Genomic DNA, 19,522 nt, shown 5'->3' with positions numbered 1-19,522 from the left:
AATGATATCTATAATAATTCCTACTTTTAATAATTTAGATTATCTAAAACTTGCTATAGAAAGTATTCAAAAAAATTCAAAATTAACAAATGAAATAATTCTACATGTTAATGAGGGAAATGATGGGACTCTTGATTATGTAAAAAAGAATAACTATAAATTTTCTTATTCCAAAATCAATGATGGTATCTGCGTAGGTTGCAATAAAGCTGCATCAATTAGTATTTATGATTTAATACTTTATGCTCATGATGATATGTATTTTTGTCCTAATTGGGATCAATATCTGATTGATGAAGTTAACAAGTTAAATACTAAACTTTTTTATTTGTCAGGAACGATGATCAATGGTGATCCAAAACTTAATGGTCATTTAAATTTCTATGCTGGTGAAACTGCTAAAACCTTTGATGAGTTAAGATTATTGAAAAATTATATGAGTCTTAATTGTGATGATTTCCAAGGTTCTACTTGGGCACCACATCTTATTCATAAAGAGGTTTGGAATAAAGTAGGAGGCTTTAGCGTTGAATTTTCACCTGGCACTGGTTCGGATCCTGATTTAAATATGAAATTATGGAAGCTAGGAGTTAGAATATTTAAGGGTGTTAGTAAATCTAGAGTTTATCATTTTGGTTCAGTTGTTACACGTCAAAAAGAAAAAAATTTTTTTTCAATCACTGATACTGGAAATAAAGGAAACAAAATCTTTTTAAAAAAGTGGGGGATAAGTATTAGATTTTTTAAAAAACACTATTTAAGATCTGACACTAAGTTTGAGGGTTTGTTAAAAGAACCAAGCAAAAACATAAATTATTATTTAGATTTATTAAAAGTTAAATTAACACTATTTTACATCAAACTATTTAGCTAAATGAATATTTTATTTTATTGTCCTTTTAATTTTGACTTAAAATCAAAATCCTTAAACCATCTTGGTGGTATCGAAACATTAAACTTAGGCTTATCCAGATTGCTTGCTGATAAAGGATATAAAATTTTTTTATCAACCAATTGCAAGAAAATAATAAAAAGAAAAAACTTAACAAACTTACCTATAGATAAAGTTTTAACAAAAAATAACAAAATCAAGTTTGATTATATTATTTCTTCAAATGATACACAAATATTTGATTTTTATAAATTCTCAAAAAAAATTTTTTGGATGCATAATACATTGGCTATTGAAAAAGCTATTAGAAAAAAAAAATTATTAACATTAATAAGAAATAAAATTACTGCTGTATTTGTTAGTAAATATCTAAAGAATGTTACTTCTAAAATTTATCTATTTAACAATAAGATAGTTATACCTAATTTTTTATCTAAAGAATTCAATAAAGTCAGAATTAATTATAAACGAAAAAAGATAATTATTTGGTCTGTTCAAAGAAAGAGGGGTCTTCAAGAGACATTAGATATGTGGATTAAATCTGTTTATCCAACAAATAAAGATGCAATGTTTTATGTTTTTGGGGTTAATAAAAATAATTATTCACAAAAAATAAGTTTTTACAAAAATCATAATATTTTTTTTTTTGGCAGAGTTTCTAAAATTAAACTGAGAAATATCTATTCTAATTCAATCGGCATGATTTGCTTAGGTTATGATGAAACTTTTTGTTTAAATGCACTTGAAGGTAATTCTTGTGGATTGCCTATTTTCACTTTTGGAAAAACAGCTTTAAATGAATTAATTCATGATAATAATAATGGTATTATTTCAAACGATTTTAGTCAACTTGCATTGCGTTTAAATAAATTTTTGAATTCAAATTTTACTATTAGAAAGCGATATATCAAAAATTCATATAATTATTCAAAAAAATATACTTTAGACAAAATTATTAATCACTGGATTAAGTTGTTGAAATAGTTGAATATTCGAAATTTAAAATATTCTAACTTAGCTATTTTTCTTCTATTTAGAAATCCTTCAGATAATTCGTTTTTTAAAGAATCAACATCTGAATGTATACTGTAAACTATATTTCTATTAGTTTTAATTTTAAATTCCTCACTCAAATCTTCAATTTTGTTATTTTTAATAAATTGCAAATACAGTGAAATCCATAAATCATCGTTTAAAAATAAATTTTTATTATTCGAAACATATTTTTGGTAAAATTTATCAATTTTGTCTAAATCTTTTGTATTTATTAGTATACCATCCGCACCTTGTCCCATATTTAATTTAAAAACTTTTTGAACGTAATAGCTGTAATTTTTTTTATTTTTTATGAACCCATTAATTAATATTTCAAACATTTTCTCATGATAAATATGATCATCATCTAAAATTATTACACAATCATATTTTTTGATGTGTCTTAAAGAACCCATCAGTTTTGTGGAGGGTCCATAATCGTTACATCGATTTATATTAAGATTATACTTGTCCAAATCTTTTAATTGTTTTTCTGTAAACGCATAATCTTTAAATCTTTTAAATTTATAAGGTAGATTTAAAAAAACACCATTTGCTTTAAGTGTTTGGGAATCTATTGACTCGATAGTTCTTTTAATATTTTCTATTCTTGACGGTAGTGTTGTTAAGGATACACAGAAATTTATCATAACTTAATTTTATTCAATGCGTTATTTTTAAATAAATTTGCTTCTTTAATGTACCTTCTAACCATTTCTGTTGATTTATGTCCTGTCATAGCCATTATACTTCTCTCTTCTGCTCCAGACTCTGCAGCTGATGTCGCAAAACCTGATCTTAAACTATGTCCAGAGTAATTTCTGCTATCTATACCTGCTAATTTTAAATACTCTTTTATTAGTAAAGCAACTGTTTGGTCAGTTAATCTATTTTCTGATATTTTTGATCCCTTAACAAACCTTCTAAATAACGCTCCAGATTTTATCTTTGATGTTTCAATCCATTTTTGAATTGAAATAACTGGGCAATATTGTGCTTTTTCAAAGTAGGGTAGTCCTTTTACTGATCCTTCACCAAATTGGTCCGTTTTAGATCTTCTAAGGTTAATCTTGAGACCTTCTTGCACAAAATCTAGATCTTCAAAGTCTAATGAAACAATCTCATTTCTTCTAAAACCTCCAGAAAATCCAATTAGGATAATAGACCTATCTCTTAATTTCTTTATTTCCTCTTTCTTTTGATTATCTATTACATTAATAATTTGTTTTAAATTATTGATTAATAATGGTTTTTTACCTCTTTGAATGCTTCCTTTTCTTCTCTTAATACCCATAATATTTTCAATAATTGAAGGATGTTTAGTATCTAAATAATGACCTTTAATTTTATGTATGACACCTATTGATACTAATCTTCTCTTTAAAGTGCTCATTTTAACGTTTTTAGTTGATAAATGTGTCAAATATAATGAAACTATTTTTGGTTCTGATGGAAGAGATTTAAATCCATTTTGAGCACAGAACAATCCAAAGTCATTAAAATCAGATTTATAAGCTCTAACAGTATTGATTGCTTTTGAATTTTGAAGGTTTAATAAAGTTTCTTCCTGTAATGCTTTTATATCTGTTATTATTTCATTCATATATATTACTATTGATAACCATTAATTATCGTTAGTAATATATCAAGTGATTTTATAAGTCAATAGTTTAATTTAAAAAAATGATTAGAAAATTTAATAAAGATGATTTCAAAAGATGGTCAAATTTATATCAAGCATATGCAAGTTTTTATAATGTTCCAATGAATATGGATATTTTAGAAACTCTTTGGGAGTGGATTAATGATGAGAATCATACTGTTAATGGCATTTGCTTTGAATTAGAAGGTAAAATCGTTGGTATTGCTCATTATAGAACAATGCCAAGACCAATTAAGGGTCAATATATCGGGTTTTTAGACGATTTGTTCGTAGAGCCAGAATTTAGAGGTCAAAAAATAGCTCAAAAACTTATTAGTCATCTAAAATCCTTATCTAAGGCCAATAATTGGCAAGGAATTCGTTGGATCACTCACTCTTCCAATGAAAATGCAAAGAAATTATACGATAAAATAGCCAATAACACAGGTTTTGAACTATATGAACTTAAAGGGGACTAAGTTTCAGCTAAAAGTCTGGAATTACTTAAAGAAAATACCCAAGGGCAAAGTTAAGACCTACTTGGAAGTTGCTAAAGCTATTGGAAAACCTAAGGCATTCAGAGCTGTTGCTAATGCAGTGGGTAAAAACCCTTATCCACCCAAAATACCCTGTCATAGGGTGATAAGATCAGACGGAAGTCTTGGTGGCTACTCAGGAAAAGGTGGAATTAAGCTAAAACGTCAATTATTAAGGTCTGAGAAGGTCTTCATCAAATAGAGATTTTAACCTATTAAAAGCATCTAAAAGTCAATAAAATCAATATTTATAGAGCTTTTTTATAACAATAACTAAAAATGTTGTAATGCACCCTTTAGTTGTACCAGATATGAGATCATGCTAAAATTAAGGTGCTCTATGGGCGTTTAAATGGCATATTCTGATAGTGCATTGCTCTAGTTTTCAACAATACCAACAGTTTTTTAGTTGTCCAAAAAAGCTCAATTTTAAAGGGTTTTTGACCCCCACTTCATATCTGGGTAACATATCATTATATTTTATAGACCTAGGATTGGATATAAACGTTGATATACAATGCTTTTTTATTGATTTGAATAATTTTTAAAAAATTTAGCTTTAATTAAATATCATACCTTTAATTTAAAAAAGTATTTATAAATTTTTAACTACAAATATGCTATTTATTCTTATTTTGATAATTATTAATTATAATAAAATCTAATGATTACAGTAGTATAAATTGTAAACTTAATGTATTATATTAAGTATTAGTAAATATAAGTTACTTATATTAAATTCTTTTAACCACTACTTCTCTTCTAGAAATATAAATACCACTTAGCACAATTATAAAGAGACCTAAAAATGTCCAATTATCAGGGAAATCACCAAAGAAATAGTAGCCAATAATCACATTAGGAATTATCTCAGTATAGCCTAAAGGAGCTAATTTAGATGCATCAGCATATTTAAGCGACAGTATAAGGAATAAGTGGCCAATGCATGCAAAGACCCCTATTCCAGCCATAATAGACCACTGATTAAGAGTAGGTTTAACCCAAATAAAAGGAATTATCATAGATATTATGATCGCCCCTACTAAACCTGTTAATAAAAGCGTTAATAATGGATTGTCTGAAGTACTTAGCTTTCTTGTAATAATCAAATAAAAACCATACATAACACCTGTTCCTAGGGCAGCAAAACTTGCTAGATTTAATTCTAAAAAACCTGGCCTAATTACTACTAAGGAACCTACAAATCCAATTATTACAGCTGTCCATCTTCTTAAACCCACCTTCTCACCTAATAAAATGGGTGAAAATGCTGTAACGATTAATGGAGCAATAAAAGCTAATGTTAAAGCTTTAGCTAATGAGATTACAGATATTGAATAAAAAAAACATACATTCGCAGAAAGTAAAATCAAACCTCTAAGTATTTGTAGTTTTGGTTTATCAGACCAGACTAAGTGTTTTTTATAAAAGAAAAACATTATTGGAAGAGTAAATACAACTGTGAAAAAATACCTAGCCCAAGTTATTTGTAGTACTGGTAAATCTGTACTTAAATATTTTGCAAATCCATCCATTACTGGAAGAAACATCCAACCTAATAAGCTAAAAATAATGGCTTTCATAAGCCAATAGATACAGTTTAATTGAAGTACTTTAAAGCAAAGAATACTACTATTGGAATAGTAATAAAAGACATCAATGTTGATGTTACAATTGTACTAGCGATACTATCAACAATTTTTTTAGGTGAATACATCGATCCAACAAGATAATTTAACACAGCACTTGGCATTGCACTTTGTATTAATAAGACACCAGCTGCAAAACCATTCAAATCGAGTTTATTTATTATAAGAATACATATGAGTGGACCCAAAATAACACGTCCTAAGGCTAATATAATTGAATCTTTTAAAGAAAACTTAAACCTTGTTAAGGCTATACCAAGGGACATTAAAACTAAAAATATTGTTGCATATGTTAAAAGAAAAGTGGTGTTTTCAAGAAATACTGGGACATCTAAGTTAAAATAAAGAAATAATATTGATATTATTATTGCATAAACAGGAGGACTTTTAAGAACCACATCAAAAGAAAATTTTTTTTTAGCAAGAAAAACACCCAACGTAAAATGAAACAAAATTATAACAGAGGCTATAGCAGAAGCTACACCAAGCCCTTCAGTGCCGTAAGCAAAAAGACAAATTGGTATACCCATATTACCAGTATTTGGTAAAATCATCGGCGGTAGCTCCATACTTAGATCTCTTTTTAAAATAAAAAGAAGTATTAAACCAACTATGGAAAAGCCTCCAATCATAACTAAAGCATAGAAGAAGTAGGAGGTAAAAACTGCTAAAGTTATACCTGTGGTAGTTACAGTATAAAAAATCATTGCAGGCGTTCCTATATTACCTGCAAAATTAGTTATGAAATTAGTATCTATTTTTGGATTTTTATTCCCCAAGTAATAACCAATACCGATAACAAAAAAAACAGGAAATAAGACTTCAAAAATTTTGGAATATAATTCCATTAATTATAAATTCTAATTAATGTAGGATATTTAAGAATATCTTTATCTTTTTTAAATTTTGCAAGACAGTTATTTGAATTAAGTTCACTTGTTTTGTGAGTAATAATAACAACAGTAGCTTTATTATTTTTTTTATCTGGTGTTTGAATCATTCTTTTTACAGAAATTTTGTATTGAGCTAACCTGTTAGTAATTCTTGACAGAACACCAGGTTTATCTTTAACTTCAAATCTCAAATATAAAGAATTAGTATAATTATTGACATTATAACATTTTATGGACTTACGCTTGTTGTTAGGCATACCAAAGGGTTTTTTAATATCCCCTTTCAAAATTGAAAGTAAATCAGATAGTAATGATGAAGACGTAGGTCCAGGACCAGCACCCTCTCCTTGTAATATACTTTCACCAACAGGTTTACCCTCAAGTATGACGGCATTCATCACACCAGAAACATTACCAATATAAGAATTTTTACTTACAAGACATGGGTGGACAGTTTCAAATAAACAACCATTAATAATTTCAGAAATACCAAGTAACTTAATACGTAAATTTAATTGGCTAGCTATTTCAATATCTTTTAATTCAATTTTTTCAATTCCTTCCATTAAACATTTATATTTTGAAATCTTAGTATTAAATGCAAGAGCAGACAAAATTCTTACTTTAGCAAAAGCATCAAAACCATTAAGATCTAATTTAGGGTTACCTGGTTCAGCATATCCTAATTTTTGAGCCTTTTTTAAAACATTGGCAAAACTATCTTTAGAATTTCTCATTTCTGATAGAATATAATTGGAAGTTCCATTCAAAATTCCATAAACTTTAGTAATTTTGTTAGTTGCTAGACCCTCTTTAATAGTTCTTAATATTGGAATACCACCAGCAACAGATGCTTCAAATTCAAGATTAACATTATTATCTTCAGCTAATTTAGCAAGATAATCTCCATGTTTTGATATTAGGGCTTTATTTGGTGTAATAACGTGAATTTCATTTCTTAAAGCAGTTTCAACTACTTTTTTAGAAATACCATCAGACATTCCTATTGCTTCAAATAAAATATCAACTTTATTTAATTTAAAAATATCTAAAGGATTTTTAAAAAAGATATCTTTATTAACTTTAAATTTTCTCTTCTTTTTTATGTTTTTTGCAGAAACAGCTACAATATTAATTCTTTTACCTGTAATTAATTCAATTTCTTTTTTTTTTGTATTTAATTCATTTAGTAAATAATTACCTACTTGACCCAATCCAACTACAGCAATATTTAAATTCATTTTCATTTACTTGTTTATATCAGGATAGTCTGAGTTTTTTGAATATTCTTTAAGAAATAAATCAAATTCATCAAATGACATTAGTTTAAAATCTCCATTTTTTTCTAACATTTTAGTATATTTTTTTTTTTCAATATTTTTTTTGATAGAATCTTTGTTCCAGTAAGCAGAATCCTTATCTAAAGAACAAGACAATAAAAATAGAAATAAAAATACTAAGAAATATTTCATATTAAGCCCTCAGTCTTTTTAAATCCAAATCTAATGTTCATATTTTGTATAGCTTGTCCTGCGCCACCTTTAATTAGATTGTCTATTGATGACAAGATAATCACTTTATCTTTATACCTAGTTTTAGAAATTGATATATGGCAGTTATTTGTATTAATTATATCATTTGTACTTATTAAAGAGTTAGTTTTTAGAATTTTTACAAATTCATTATTGGGATAATGATTAATCAACACTTTTTCTAATTTTTTAATTGTAGATCCTTTATTTAGCTCTACATAAATAGTGCTTAATATTCCTCTAAACATTGGGGTTAAATGTGGTGTAAAAGTAAAATTTACTTTCTTTTTTGTAAAAAAATTAAACTCTTGTTGTATTTCAGAATTGTGACGATGAGAACCAACGCCGTAGGCACTTAAAGATTCATAAAGGTTTTTATTTTTATATTTGTCATGTACTCCTCTTCCAGCTCCGGAATATCCCGATTTAGAGTCTATAATTATATTATTAACTTTAATTAAATTTTTTTTAATCAATGGAATTAACGGTAACAATATTGATGTTGGATAACAACCCGGGCAAGCAATAATATTAAAATTTTTAACTTTTTCACCTGTAATTTCAGGTAATGAATATATAGATTTTTTAATATTTGAAATTGATCTGTGTTTTTGTTTATACCATTTTAGATATAAGGATGCATTATTAAGTCTAAAATCTGCTGCCAAATCAATCAACACATTATGTTTTAATAAACTATTTGATATAGATTGAGCTTCACCATTTGGTAATGCGGTAAATACCAAATCAACTTCTTTTAAAAATGATTTATTAAATTTAGTAATCTTGGGTAAATTTTTTGATTTTAATGATTTTTCATAACTAGTAATTTTCTTACCCACAGATGAGCTACCACACAAATATTTTATATTAATATTTTTGTGTTTAACTAATAACTTTATTAATTGAACACCAATATAACCAGTTGAACCAGCAACTAAAACATTAAGCTTAGGCATTGTTTATTATAACTATTTTGAAATAAAAAAGAATTATCTTTTCGAGAATTGGAAGCTTCTTCTAGCTTTTTTACGACCAGGTTTTTTTCTTTCAACAGATCTTGAGTCTCTGGTGTTAAGTTTCTCTGTTTTTAGTGTACTTCTTAGTTCTGAGTCAAATAATATTAAGGCTTTTGCAATACCGTGAACCATTGCTCCTGCCTGTCCAGTGTGACCGCCTCCAGCGACACTACATCTAACATCATAAGCTGTTGCTTGATTAATAATTTCAAAAGGTCTAGTAATTTGCATTTTATGACTACCACTAGTGAAGTATTCATCCATTGTTCGACCATTAACATAAATTTTACCGGTCCCTTTTTTTAACCAAATTTTAGCAATTGATTTTTTTCTTCTGCCAGTAGCGTATTTGCTATCTTTAAAATCTAACTTGATCTTAGGTTTTTTTGATATTATTTGTGCTGTTTGTTCCATATTAATTTCTAATTAAATTTTTGCTATTTAATTTTCCTAAATCTAAAAGTTTTGGATTTTGAGCTGCATGAGGATGCTCTTCACCAGCATAAATTTTAACTTTAGTTAGTTGTTTTCTACCAAGAACACCTCCTGGTAACATTCTCTTAACCGCTAATTTTAAAGTCTCACCTGGTTTATTCTTTTCTAATAGTTTTTCAGGAGTTATTTCTTTAATTCCACCAGGGTGGCCCGTATGTCTATAGTATTTTTTGTCTTTAAATTTTTTTCCAGTAAATTTTGCATGTTCTATATTTTTAACAACTACAAAGTCACCATCATCCATGTGAGGTGTATAAGTAGTTTTGTTTTTTCCTCTAACAATCATTGCTATTATAGATGCTAGTCTTCCAACAACTGCTCCTTTAGCATCAATTTCAAACCAATTACTTGTTAATTCGCTACTTTTTAAAAATTTAGTCATAGAGCGTGGATTAATACTATTAATAATTATAAAGTCAATTTTATATTTCTCTTGCAATATAGCCATTTAATGGTAATTTTTGTTTGCCGATTTGTTCCTATTGCAGGCTAATAATTGCTAAAAAGGATTTTTTACCCACATTTTCGGTAGGCGCATTTGAACTGTATTGTATGCCTTGCATAAAGCAAAAATACTAAAAAAGGAGTATTAAGATGAGTACAAAAAGACAAAACCCAGAAACTATCGCATTGCATGGTGGTGATTATAGAAGTGATCCAACTACAAAAGCTGTAGCTGTCCCAATTTATAGAACAACTTCATATCTATTTGATAGCACTGAGCATGCGGCCAATTTATTTGGTCTAAAAGAGTTTGGAAATATCTACACAAGAATTATGAATCCAACCAATGATGTTCTTGAAAAAAGACTGGCTGCCTTAGATGGTGGATTAGCAAGTTTAACTGTCTCTTCTGGGCAAACAGCTTCAACCTTTGCTATCTTAAATGTTGCTCAGGCTGGGGATAACATTGTTAGTTCTACAGATCTTTATGGTGGAACTGTTTCATTGTTTACTCATACATTGAGTAAGCTTGGTATTGAAGTTAGATATGCTGATCCAGCAGATCCTAACAACTTTGAAAAAGCAATAGATGATAAAACTAGAGCTTTTTATGGGGAAACATTGCCCAATCCTTATTTAAGAGTATTTCCTATTAAGGAAGTTTCTGATATTGGAAAAAAATATAATATTCCATTAATAGTTGATAACACCGCCGCCCCTATCATCTGTAAGCCAATAGAGCATGGAGCTGCAATAGTGGTTTACTCACTTACAAAATATATAGGTGGACATGGTACAGTTGTGGGTGGAGCACTAATTGATGGTGGAAATTTTGATTGGACAGCCAATCCAAAAAGACAACCCTTGTTTAATGAACCTGATGCAAGTTATGGTGGCGTAGTATGGGGTAAGGCAGTTCCTGAATTAACTGGCGCCAATGTATCCTTTGCTGTTAGAGCAAGAGTTACTCTTTTGAGAGATCTTGGAGCTGCATTAGCTCCTGATAATGCTTTTGGAATAATTCAAGGACTTGAGACAGTAGCCTTGAGGATGAAACAACATTGCTCTAATGCGGAAAAAACAGTGGATCATTTATCTAATCATAAAAAAGTTTCTAGAGTGATTTACCCAACCAAATATGAAGGAGATATTGGTAAAAGAGCAAAAAAATATCTTGATGGAGGAAATGGTGCTTTAATAGGAATAGAACTAAAAGGTGGCATTGAGTCTGGTAAGAAATTTATAGAAGCTTTAAAAATGTTTTATCATGTAGCAAATATAGGAGATGCTAGAAGCTTAGCTATACATCCGGCAACGACAACTCATAGCCAACTCACGGAGCAAGAATTAAGTGCTGCAGGAGTTACTCCTGGATATATAAGACTGTGTATAGGATTAGAACATATTGACGATATAATAGATGATCTTGATCAAGCACTTAGTGCTTCATAACAATTCTTTATCATTTTAAAAAACCGCTTGAGTTTTTATAAATGAGTAAAATATAGGTTGTTAATACAAAAATAGAACCTAACTGGTGTAGTGATGCATACTTTATCTCTACACCAGATATTAATGTAATGATTCCTAATAATATTTGAATAAGTAAAGCTATGTCAAAAAGAATTACATTCTTTATGGCAACTCCTTCTTTAATAAATAAATAGTTAATAATCATAACAAGGATCACAAGCAGATAGGCTGTTGATCTATGTAAAAATTGAATAATAGAAGTATTATAAAATGACTCAGAGGTAAAAAGATCTAAAAATAAAACATCATTTGGAAAAAAAGTACCATTCATATCTGGCCAAGTATTATAAATTAAACCTCCATTTAAACCTGAAAGAAAAGCGCCCAATATAATTTGAATAATAATTAATAAAAAAATAAATAACAATAATGATTGTGGAATTTTATAATCTATTTTTTGAATATCAAAAAAATCCAAAATATACCAAAAAATTAAACATAAGATAAAAAGTGCAAGTGATAAATGAATTGCTAATCTAAAATGACTAACATCATTATTTTGTGTTAATCCACTAGTAACCATAAACCAGCCTAAAAATCCCTGCAAACATATAAGAAAAAATATAAAAAAATATTTATTAGAATAAAAATTAGAATCTCTATATTTAATCCATAAAATAATTAAAGGGATTAATGTAAACAAGCCAACAATACGTGCTAATAATCTATGTGCATACTCCCAATAAAAAATTACTTTAAATTCGTTTAAAGACATTCCATAGTTAATATTTTTATACTCTGGAATTTTTTTATATTCTTCAAAATACATATTCCAATCATTTGAATTAAGTGGTGGCAATATACCTGAAAAAAGCTCCCATGCTGTAATGGATAAGCCTGAGTCAGTTAATCTAGTTAAGCCACCTACAGCAACCATAAGAACAATTAGCAAAAATAGTCCTATTAACCATATCTTTAAATATTTTATATAGTTGTCGCTATTTACAAACATAAATTATACTTATAATAATTATTTTAATAACCAATTGATTAAATGTCGCCTACTAATAAAAAAAAACTTACCCAATTAAGAATAAAACTTGATAAATTAGATAATGATCTGCTTAAACTAATCAAAAAAAGATCGCTTTTAGTAAATGAAGTTTTAAAAGTAAAAATTTATAAAAAAGAGATAATCGATAAAACAAGAATAAGCTATATACTTAAAAAAATTAAAAAAAAATCAATCAAGACAAAAATTGATCCAAAAATTACAAACAGAATTTGGAAAAATATGATTTGGTCTTTTATTGATTACGAGAAGAGAAACTTTAAAAAGAAATAAACTATTTACTGTGTGGTGGTAGTTTTTTCTCCACAAACATTTCATGTTTTCTAGTAGATGGATTGTATTTTTTAGCAGACAATTTTACTTTAGCTTTTTCTCCACCTGCTGGCTTTTTTACATAATAGAAAAAAGGACTATCAGGTTTAGCTTCAGGGACCAATCTTACTTTAACGTGTGTTTTTTTTGCCATACTATTTAAGCTTTTTAATTTGTTTTACTAAGTTAGAAATATTTTTTAATTTATTTCTGAAATTATAATTAGCACTTATAGAATTATTTGATAATTCGTCAAGGTTTAAAGATTTGTCAGAATTGAGAACTTTTTTAACTCCATTAATTGTCATTCCTTGTTCTTTAAGTAAAAATTTAACTTTTTTAAGAACTTCTATAGTCTGATTATTATAATATCTTCTATTACCATTGAGAATTTTTGGTTTGATCTGTTTAAATTCTTTTTCCCAAAACCTTATGGTATGAGTATTTAAAGTACCCTTTTTGGCATTTACTAAATCTAGAATTTTAGCAACCTCACCTATTGATTTGTAAGCATCTAAATTTTTATTGATCATTTTTAGAATTTACTAAATCTTTAAAGTCTTTAGAAGCTCTAAATAAAACAACATTTCTATCAGATATAGCCACTTCTTCTTTAGTTTTAGGATTTCTACCAACTCTACTTTTTTTTTGTCTTATAGAAAACGTGCCAAATTTCGAAAGTTTGAGTTTTTTTTCAATTTTTAAATTTTCTAAGATTGTAGAAAAAAAATCATCAATTAAATTTTCAGAAATATTTTTAGAAAAACCGATCTGCATATAAATTGAGTTGATTAGATCTTTTTTGATAAGGTTGGTTCTTGTCATTAATTAATATTATTATTTATTTTTTCAATCAAATTTCCAGTTACCGTTTTAGAACAAACACTTAAAGAATTTGAAAAACCTATATAATCTGTTCCACCATGACTTTTAATTACTGGGGAGTCTAAACCAATAAAAATTGCACCATTATATAATCTTGGATCAAGTCTTTTTTTAAATTTTTTTAAATTTGAAATATTAAGTAGTGAAGACATTTTTCCAATCAAATTACCAGTCATTGCTTTTTTTAATTCACTTGTGATAAAATTAGCAGTGCCTTCAGCAGTCTTTAATGCAACATTGCCAGTAAAACCATCTGCTACTATAACGTTAACATCACCGTTCATTAATTGATTCCCTTCAATATAACCTTTAAACTCAAAATCGTTATTAGTTCTTTTATTCAATTGTTGATAAGTTTCTTTTATAATTTCATTTCCTTTAAGTTCTTCAGAGCCAATATTTAATAGTGCGACTTTTGCTTCATCGTTCGGATATAATGAATTAAATAAAGAGGAACCCATTATCGAAAAATCAATTAAATTTTTTGGACTACATTCAATATTTGCACCTAAGTCTAAAACAACACTCATATTCTTTTTATTTGGCCATAAGGCTGAAAGTGCTGGTTTATCTATATTGTTTATCATTTTAAGATTTAACTTTGAAATAACTAATAATGCACCAGTATTCCCTGCTGAAATTACTACATCAGATTTTTTTTCTTTAACACTCTGTATCGCTAACCACATACTAGTTTTTTTTCCTCTTTTTGCACCTTCCAATGGACTATCGGTTCCTTTAACAACATCTTCTGTATGAACTATTTCAAAGTTTTCACTAGGCAATTCATCAGTAATAAACTTTTCAATTTGACCTTTATCACCAAAAATTTGATAAAAGGTATTTTTATTGTTTTTGAAATGATGATTAATACCTTCAATAATTTTTTTTGGTGAACCATCGCCACCCATTGCATCAATAGCAATTTTGATTTTTTTGCTCATTCTATTTCTTTAATTGAAAAAATAATTTACTCTTTAGGGTCCAAAACTTGTCTACCACGATACATACCAGTTTTAAGATCTAGATGATGAGGGAGTCTATACTCACCAGATTTCTTATCTTCAACTATATTTTTAGATGAGAATTTCATATTCTGAGCTCTTCTCATCCCAGTTCTTGACGGTGATTGTTTGCGTTTTGGTACAGCCATAATAAAATTAATGTTTAACTACACCTTTTATATGTGAATTTAAAGTGTTATTTATCAAAAATTCAATATATTTATCAAAATATTTTACCAAATAATCGCTATTTTGAGCATTATCTAAAAATATTGTTAATTGCTCTTTTTTTGACTCATTATTTAAATGATCCCAATTATGAATTTTATCAATCATTCCATAAAATAAATTGAGATAATCTTTCATTTTTTTATTTATCGATTGGTCTCCATAACCAATCTCTCGGACACTTAGCTCCAATTGCCTGAAGACATAATCATAAATTTCTTGGAGTATTTCTTTATTGTTATCTTTTTTGTAAATTTTTAAAAAAAAAGCAAAATGTAATAGAAAAAAGATCATTCTGTCTGAAAATGTGTCTTGATTTTTAAAGTCTTTATACAATTCTTTATTTCTAGTTAATTTAACTAAATTATTGTAAATATTAATATAGTTTTTATTCATGAAAAAAATTTTTAATCTAATTATTCTTTTTTTATTTATTTCAAGTTGTACATTAAATAAAGTTATAAAGCATCATGGTGTGCATTTTTTAGAAAAAAAAAGTGAAAAACTTGTAATTGGCAAAACTAATAAAAATGATATCTTTGAACTTTTGGGTCCTCCATCTACAAAGGGTTCTTTTGACGAGGAATTATGGATTTATATGGAAATTCAAACAAGCTCAACAAAAATATCAAGATTAGGGAAAAAAGAATTACTAAAAAATAACATCTTACTTCTAGATATCGACAACAAAGGTATTCTGTCAAAAAGTATTTTCTTTGATAAAGATAAAATGAATGAAATAAAATTCTCAGAAGATACAACTCAAATGAATTATTCTAAAAATAGTTTTATCTATGAATTCTTGTATTCTGTAAGACAAAAAATCAACGATCCACTCGGAAAAAGAAAAATAAAATAATCTAGCCCGCAATCACCGCTAACAATAATAAAGCAACAATATTTGTAATCTTTATCATCGGGTTTACAGCAGGACCAGCAGTATCTTTATATGGGTCACCAACAGTATCACCTGTAACAGCTGCTTTATGAGCTTCTGAACCTTTTCCACCATAATTACCATCTTCAATATATTTCTTAGCGTTATCCCAAGCACCACCACCAGCTGTCATTGAAACTGCAACAAATAATCCAGTGATTATGACACCTAATAACATTGCGCCGACAGCAGCTAAAGCAGCAACTTGCCCACCAATTTGAAATATCACAAAGTATAAAACAATCGGAGACAGAACTGGTAATAATGAAGGTAAAATCATTTCTCTAATTGCAGCTAATGTTAATAAATCAACAAGTTTAGCGTAATCAGGTTTTTGTTTACGTTTCATAATACCTGGGTATTTTTTAAATTGCCTTCTAACTTCTATAACAACAGCCCCACCTGCTCTTCCTACGGCTTGCATTCCCATTGATCCAAATAAATATGGAAGCATTCCACCTATTAATAATCCAACTACAACGTATGGATTAGATAAATCAAATGTTACAACTATTCCTTCTAACTTTGATCCAGCGACACCAGAAAAGTGTTTGATATCTTCAACATAAGCGGCAAATAAAACAAGTGCACCTAACCCTGCTGATCCAATAGCATAACCTTTAGTAACAGCTTTTGTAGTGTTACCAACTGCATCCAACGCATCAGTAGTTTTTCTTACACTTTTTGGTAAATTTGACATTTCTGCAATACCACCCGCATTATCTGTAACTGGACCATACGCATCAAGTGCGACGACCATTCCAGCCAAAGCTAGCATAGTTGTTACAGAAATAGCAATTCCATAAAGACCAGCAATAGAGTTGGTAGCAAGAATACCCGCAACAATTATTAGAGCAGGAATTGCAGTTGCCTCCATAGAAACAGCTAATCCTTGAATAACGTTTGTGCCATGTCCTGTTGTTGATGATTTTGCGATACTTCTTACAGGTCTATAATCTGTTCCAGTATAATATTCAGTAATCCAAATTAATAAACCGGTAATAACTAAGCCAATTACACCACAGTAATAAAGACTCATACCAGTAAAAGTTTTTCCATTTACAGAATACTCATTAGCAAAGCCAATAACATAATCAGTTACTGGATATAGAATTAATAATGATGAAACTGCAGAAACAACAAATCCCTTGTATAATGCATTCATTACATTTTTACTTTTTCCAAGTTTTACAAAAAAAGTTCCTAATATTGATGTTAAAATACAAGCACCACCAATGGTTAATGGGTATATCATCATATTAATATCACCATAAAAAAATATAGAAGAAAGAACCATTGTTGCAACAATTGTTACAGCATAAGTTTCGAATAAATCTGCAGCCATTCCAGCACAATCACCAACATTGTCTCCAACGTTGTCTGCAATTACAGCTGGGTTTCTAGGGTCATCTTCAGGAATACCTGCCTCAACTTTTCCAACTAAATCAGCACCAACATCAGCACCTTTGGTAAAAATTCCGCCACCTAATCTTGCAAAAATTGAAATTAAAGAAGCACCAAAACCTAGGGCAACAAGAGCGTTAACAATTTCCCTTTCATCAACTCCCGCTTTTAATAAAAAATAATAATAAACAGCTATTGCTAACAAAGCCAAACCAGCAACCAACATACCTGTTACAGCACCTGATTTAAATGCTACAGCTAAACCACTTGCTAAACCTTTTCTAGATGCTTCAGCAGTTCTAACGTTAGCCTGAACTGAAACTAACATTCCAACATAACCAGCTATACCAGATAAAGCAGCTCCTATAAAATAACCTAAACCAACAAGAGGACTAAATACAATGCATATAACAACCAAAACAACAACTCCAACCACAGCAATTGTTTTGTATTGTCTTGCTAAATAAGCTTTTGCACCAATTTGAATAGCAGATGCAATTTCTTGCATTTTAGCATTTCCAGTACTTGAGCTTAATATGTTTTTTCCAGTAAAGTATCCATATACAATTGAAAGAAATCCTGCAGCTATAGTATAAAGTAATATTGTTTCGACGATTGAGTTCATTTTGCCTTTTGGTTGTTTGGTTGTTAAATTAAACGTTTAAAGTCCGGACAATACAAAAAAAACCATAAAAGGCAATATTTAACTTTTTAAAAATGATGAAAATAACCCTTATTTTTAAGGCTAATTATTCCTCTTTTTTTATCAATTAATATGGGTTTATTATTTGAATTTTGAATTATTCCTATTTTTGAAATTTTAACTCTTAATTCATTTGAAATTTTTTTTATGATTCTTCTTTTATCTTTCGAGGCAGTAAATAGAACCTGATAATCATCACCTTTTGAAATAAAATGCTCTTTCAAGAAATTTTTTTTTGATATGAGTTTATTCAAGGAATTAGAAACCGGTATATCATCTAAACTTACTTTATAAGATAGTTTTTGACTATTAATCAATTTTTCAAGGTCTGTTAATAAACCGTCCGAAATATCAATTGAAGTATTTGCAAATTTATTTAAGTGTTTAGATAAATCAATTTGAATATTAGGTTTATAATATTGGTTAATAAAATAATCTTTATGAATTTTATTTATTTTAAATTTATTTTTTAAAACTAATAAACCTAAATAACTATCGCCTAAATTTCCTGTAACATAAATATCATCATTAATTTTAGCTTTATTTCTTTCAATAATTTTTTTTGAAAAACCAATGGAGGTTATTGTAAAACTTAATTTGTTAGAAAAAACTGTATCTCCACCACAAAGATAGATTTTATACTTTTTTTGTTCATCGTTAAGTGATTTAGATATTTTTTTTAAGTTATTTTTTGAAAAAGTTTTTTTATTACCTGAGCCTGAAACAAAATAGTATTTTGGACTTACGCCTTTACAAATTAAATCAGATATTGATGACCTTATGATCTTTTTTATTACTAAATCTGGTTTTTTAAAATCTATAAAATGATTTCCTTGAATATATGTGTCTATTGATACTACTAACTCATGTTTTTTATCAAAAAAAACATCATCATTAAGGTTCAAAGAACCAATTGTCTTTTTAGAAAGTTTTTGAAAATAATTTTTAATTAAATCAAATTCATGCATTAGTATTTCTTATTTTTTTAGCAATTTTATCTAATATTGCATTCAAATATTTAGTTTGGGAGTCCTCTAAAAAAAAATTTGAAGCATCTAAATATTCCTTGATTATAATTTTTTTAGAGATTTTAGGCTTATAAAGAAATTCAAATATAGCTGCCTTAACAATGACCTGAAAAACTTTATCCATATTTGACAATTCAAGATCTTCACTTAAATAATTTCTGACCTCTTCTTTAATTACATCATCTCTTTCAATTGTACCAAGCACCACATCTTTAATAGATTTTTTAAATCTGTGTTTTGAAAAAGTTATATCTTCATCATCATTAAAAAATTTACCATAGAGTTTTTGAATAATTATAACTCTAGGATTTTGATTTGGGTTATATGGAGTTCTCATCC

General features: G+C 28.1%; 26 protein-coding genes and 1 riboswitch. Of the genes, 7 read left to right on the top strand and 19 right to left on the bottom strand.

All coding sequences use genetic code 11. From position 1 onward, the window contains the following. Nucleotide 1: 1 nt before the first annotated feature. The gene (locus AC5SLO_RS02910) at nucleotides 2–874 is read left to right on the top strand and encodes a glycosyltransferase family 2 protein (protein WP_494573688.1); all 873 of its coding nucleotides are present in this window, start codon (nucleotides 2–4) and stop codon (nucleotides 872–874) included. Further along, complete coding sequence (locus tag AC5SLO_RS02905) at nucleotides 875–1,876, top strand: glycosyltransferase family 4 protein (protein WP_494573687.1); 1,002 nt, start codon at nucleotides 875–877, stop codon at nucleotides 1,874–1,876. Here AC5SLO_RS02905 and AC5SLO_RS02900 read toward each other — a convergent pair. Both AC5SLO_RS02900 and AC5SLO_RS02895 read right to left on the bottom strand, forming a co-directional pair. Next, a complete protein-coding gene (locus AC5SLO_RS02900; RefSeq protein ID WP_494573686.1) occupies nucleotides 1,852–2,577 on the bottom strand; it encodes a hypothetical protein in 726 nt (241 codons plus the stop codon). The two genes, AC5SLO_RS02905 and AC5SLO_RS02900, sit on opposite strands and share 25 nt — an antisense overlap. Beyond that, nucleotides 2,574–3,530, bottom strand: coding sequence for a site-specific integrase (locus tag AC5SLO_RS02895; RefSeq protein WP_494573685.1), 957 nt, complete (start codon nucleotides 3,528–3,530; stop codon nucleotides 2,574–2,576). Before AC5SLO_RS02895 ends, AC5SLO_RS02900 begins: the two co-directional genes overlap by 4 nt. An 80-nt stretch (nucleotides 3,531–3,610) precedes the next feature. Here AC5SLO_RS02895 and AC5SLO_RS02890 point away from each other — a divergent pair, with 80 nt between their 5' ends. Together AC5SLO_RS02890 and AC5SLO_RS02885 are read left to right on the top strand one after the other, a co-directional pair. Next, a complete protein-coding gene (locus AC5SLO_RS02890) occupies nucleotides 3,611–4,048 on the top strand; it encodes a GNAT family N-acetyltransferase (protein ID WP_494573684.1) in 438 nt (145 codons plus the stop codon). Further along, the gene (locus AC5SLO_RS02885) at nucleotides 4,029–4,307 is read left to right on the top strand and encodes a methylated-DNA--[protein]-cysteine S-methyltransferase (RefSeq protein ID WP_494573683.1); all 279 of its coding nucleotides are present in this window, start codon (nucleotides 4,029–4,031) and stop codon (nucleotides 4,305–4,307) included. Before AC5SLO_RS02890 ends, AC5SLO_RS02885 begins: the two co-directional genes overlap by 20 nt. A 532-nt stretch (nucleotides 4,308–4,839) precedes the next feature. On the opposite strand, the gene AC5SLO_RS02880 is transcribed toward AC5SLO_RS02885, so the two are convergent. From AC5SLO_RS02880 to rplM, 7 genes are read right to left on the bottom strand one after another with little or no spacing between them, the layout of a single operon-like run. Further along, complete coding sequence (locus tag AC5SLO_RS02880) at nucleotides 4,840–5,688, bottom strand: DMT family transporter (RefSeq protein WP_494573682.1); 849 nt, start codon at nucleotides 5,686–5,688, stop codon at nucleotides 4,840–4,842. A gap of 17 nt (nucleotides 5,689–5,705) precedes the next feature. Then, entirely contained in the window at nucleotides 5,706–6,602 is an 897-nt protein-coding gene (locus AC5SLO_RS02875; RefSeq protein ID WP_494573681.1) for an AEC family transporter, read from the bottom strand. Further along, on the bottom strand, nucleotides 6,602–7,894 hold the full coding sequence (locus tag AC5SLO_RS02870; protein ID WP_494573680.1) for a homoserine dehydrogenase: 1,293 nt from the start codon (nucleotides 7,892–7,894) through the stop codon (nucleotides 6,602–6,604). The genes AC5SLO_RS02875 and AC5SLO_RS02870 overlap by 1 nt, the downstream gene beginning before the upstream one ends. Next, the gene (locus AC5SLO_RS02865; RefSeq protein WP_494573679.1) at nucleotides 7,895–8,119 is read right to left on the bottom strand and encodes a hypothetical protein; all 225 of its coding nucleotides are present in this window, start codon (nucleotides 8,117–8,119) and stop codon (nucleotides 7,895–7,897) included. Next, the gene (gene argC, locus AC5SLO_RS02860) at nucleotides 8,116–9,138 is read right to left on the bottom strand and encodes an N-acetyl-gamma-glutamyl-phosphate reductase (protein ID WP_494573678.1); all 1,023 of its coding nucleotides are present in this window, start codon (nucleotides 9,136–9,138) and stop codon (nucleotides 8,116–8,118) included. The genes AC5SLO_RS02865 and argC overlap by 4 nt, the downstream gene beginning before the upstream one ends. Before the next feature lie 33 nt (nucleotides 9,139–9,171). Next, entirely contained in the window at nucleotides 9,172–9,612 is a 441-nt protein-coding gene (gene rpsI, locus AC5SLO_RS02855; protein ID WP_494573677.1) for a 30S ribosomal protein S9, read from the bottom strand. Between the two features lies 1 nt (nucleotide 9,613). Continuing rightward, nucleotides 9,614–10,075, bottom strand: a complete 462-nt coding sequence (gene rplM / locus AC5SLO_RS02850; protein WP_494573777.1) for a 50S ribosomal protein L13 — start codon at nucleotides 10,073–10,075, stop codon at nucleotides 9,614–9,616. Between the two features lie 139 nt (nucleotides 10,076–10,214). After that, nucleotides 10,215–10,283, top strand: a riboswitch (SAM riboswitch). A gap of 4 nt (nucleotides 10,284–10,287) precedes the next feature. On the opposite strand from rplM, the gene AC5SLO_RS02845 reads away from it, so the two are divergent. Beyond that, complete coding sequence (locus tag AC5SLO_RS02845) at nucleotides 10,288–11,589, top strand: O-acetylhomoserine aminocarboxypropyltransferase/cysteine synthase family protein (protein ID WP_494573676.1); 1,302 nt, start codon at nucleotides 10,288–10,290, stop codon at nucleotides 11,587–11,589. Between the two features lie 10 nt (nucleotides 11,590–11,599). On the opposite strand, the gene AC5SLO_RS02840 is transcribed toward AC5SLO_RS02845, so the two are convergent. After that, nucleotides 11,600–12,622, bottom strand: coding sequence for a COX15/CtaA family protein (locus AC5SLO_RS02840; RefSeq protein WP_494573675.1), 1,023 nt, complete (start codon nucleotides 12,620–12,622; stop codon nucleotides 11,600–11,602). A 42-nt stretch (nucleotides 12,623–12,664) separates the two neighbouring features. On the opposite strand from AC5SLO_RS02840, the gene AC5SLO_RS02835 reads away from it, so the two are divergent. Then, entirely contained in the window at nucleotides 12,665–12,955 is a 291-nt protein-coding gene (locus tag AC5SLO_RS02835) for a chorismate mutase (RefSeq protein ID WP_494573674.1), read from the top strand. 1 nt (nucleotide 12,956) lies between these two features. Here the strand turns inward: AC5SLO_RS02835 and AC5SLO_RS02830 are convergent, their stop codons facing one another. The 6 genes from AC5SLO_RS02830 to AC5SLO_RS02805 are packed head-to-tail and all read right to left on the bottom strand — an operon-like array spanning nucleotide 12,957 to nucleotide 15,507. Beyond that, nucleotides 12,957–13,148 (bottom strand): 50S ribosomal protein L33, encoded by a 192-nt coding sequence (locus tag AC5SLO_RS02830; RefSeq protein ID WP_006996892.1) that lies wholly within the window; start codon nucleotides 13,146–13,148, stop codon nucleotides 12,957–12,959. A 1-nt stretch (nucleotide 13,149) separates the two neighbouring features. After that, complete coding sequence (locus tag AC5SLO_RS02825; protein WP_494573673.1) at nucleotides 13,150–13,527, bottom strand: MerR family transcriptional regulator; 378 nt, start codon at nucleotides 13,525–13,527, stop codon at nucleotides 13,150–13,152. Continuing rightward, nucleotides 13,517–13,819 (bottom strand): integration host factor subunit alpha, encoded by a 303-nt coding sequence (locus tag AC5SLO_RS02820; protein WP_494573672.1) that lies wholly within the window; start codon nucleotides 13,817–13,819, stop codon nucleotides 13,517–13,519. The genes AC5SLO_RS02825 and AC5SLO_RS02820 overlap by 11 nt, the downstream gene beginning before the upstream one ends. Beyond that, complete coding sequence (gene plsX / locus AC5SLO_RS02815) at nucleotides 13,819–14,823, bottom strand: phosphate acyltransferase PlsX (RefSeq protein WP_494573671.1); 1,005 nt, start codon at nucleotides 14,821–14,823, stop codon at nucleotides 13,819–13,821. Before plsX ends, AC5SLO_RS02820 begins: the two co-directional genes overlap by 1 nt. A 26-nt stretch (nucleotides 14,824–14,849) precedes the next feature. Then, nucleotides 14,850–15,032 (bottom strand): 50S ribosomal protein L32, encoded by a 183-nt coding sequence (rpmF, locus tag AC5SLO_RS02810; RefSeq protein ID WP_494573670.1) that lies wholly within the window; start codon nucleotides 15,030–15,032, stop codon nucleotides 14,850–14,852. Between the two features lie 7 nt (nucleotides 15,033–15,039). Next, complete coding sequence (locus AC5SLO_RS02805; RefSeq protein WP_494573669.1) at nucleotides 15,040–15,507, bottom strand: ubiquinol-cytochrome C chaperone family protein; 468 nt, start codon at nucleotides 15,505–15,507, stop codon at nucleotides 15,040–15,042. Here AC5SLO_RS02805 and AC5SLO_RS02800 point away from each other — a divergent pair. Then, on the top strand, nucleotides 15,506–15,970 hold the full coding sequence (locus AC5SLO_RS02800; RefSeq protein WP_494573668.1) for a hypothetical protein: 465 nt from the start codon (nucleotides 15,506–15,508) through the stop codon (nucleotides 15,968–15,970). The two genes, AC5SLO_RS02805 and AC5SLO_RS02800, sit on opposite strands and share 2 nt — an antisense overlap. 1 nt (nucleotide 15,971) lies before the next feature. Here the strand turns inward: AC5SLO_RS02800 and AC5SLO_RS02795 are convergent, their stop codons facing one another. The 3 genes from AC5SLO_RS02795 to AC5SLO_RS02785 form a co-directional block, all read right to left on the bottom strand. After that, nucleotides 15,972–18,077 (bottom strand): sodium-translocating pyrophosphatase, encoded by a 2,106-nt coding sequence (locus tag AC5SLO_RS02795; protein WP_494573667.1) that lies wholly within the window; start codon nucleotides 18,075–18,077, stop codon nucleotides 15,972–15,974. An 86-nt stretch (nucleotides 18,078–18,163) separates the two neighbouring features. Then, on the bottom strand, nucleotides 18,164–19,123 hold the full coding sequence (thiL, locus tag AC5SLO_RS02790; protein ID WP_494573666.1) for a thiamine-phosphate kinase: 960 nt from the start codon (nucleotides 19,121–19,123) through the stop codon (nucleotides 18,164–18,166). Beyond that, on the bottom strand, nucleotides 19,116–19,520 hold the full coding sequence (locus AC5SLO_RS02785; RefSeq protein ID WP_494573665.1) for a transcription antitermination factor NusB: 405 nt from the start codon (nucleotides 19,518–19,520) through the stop codon (nucleotides 19,116–19,118). Before AC5SLO_RS02785 ends, thiL begins: the two co-directional genes overlap by 8 nt. Nucleotides 19,521–19,522: the final 2 nt, after the last annotated feature.

This window comes from Candidatus Pelagibacter sp. PS_44, assembly GCF_059417735.1.
This window is presented reverse-complemented; position numbering and strand designations above follow the sequence as displayed.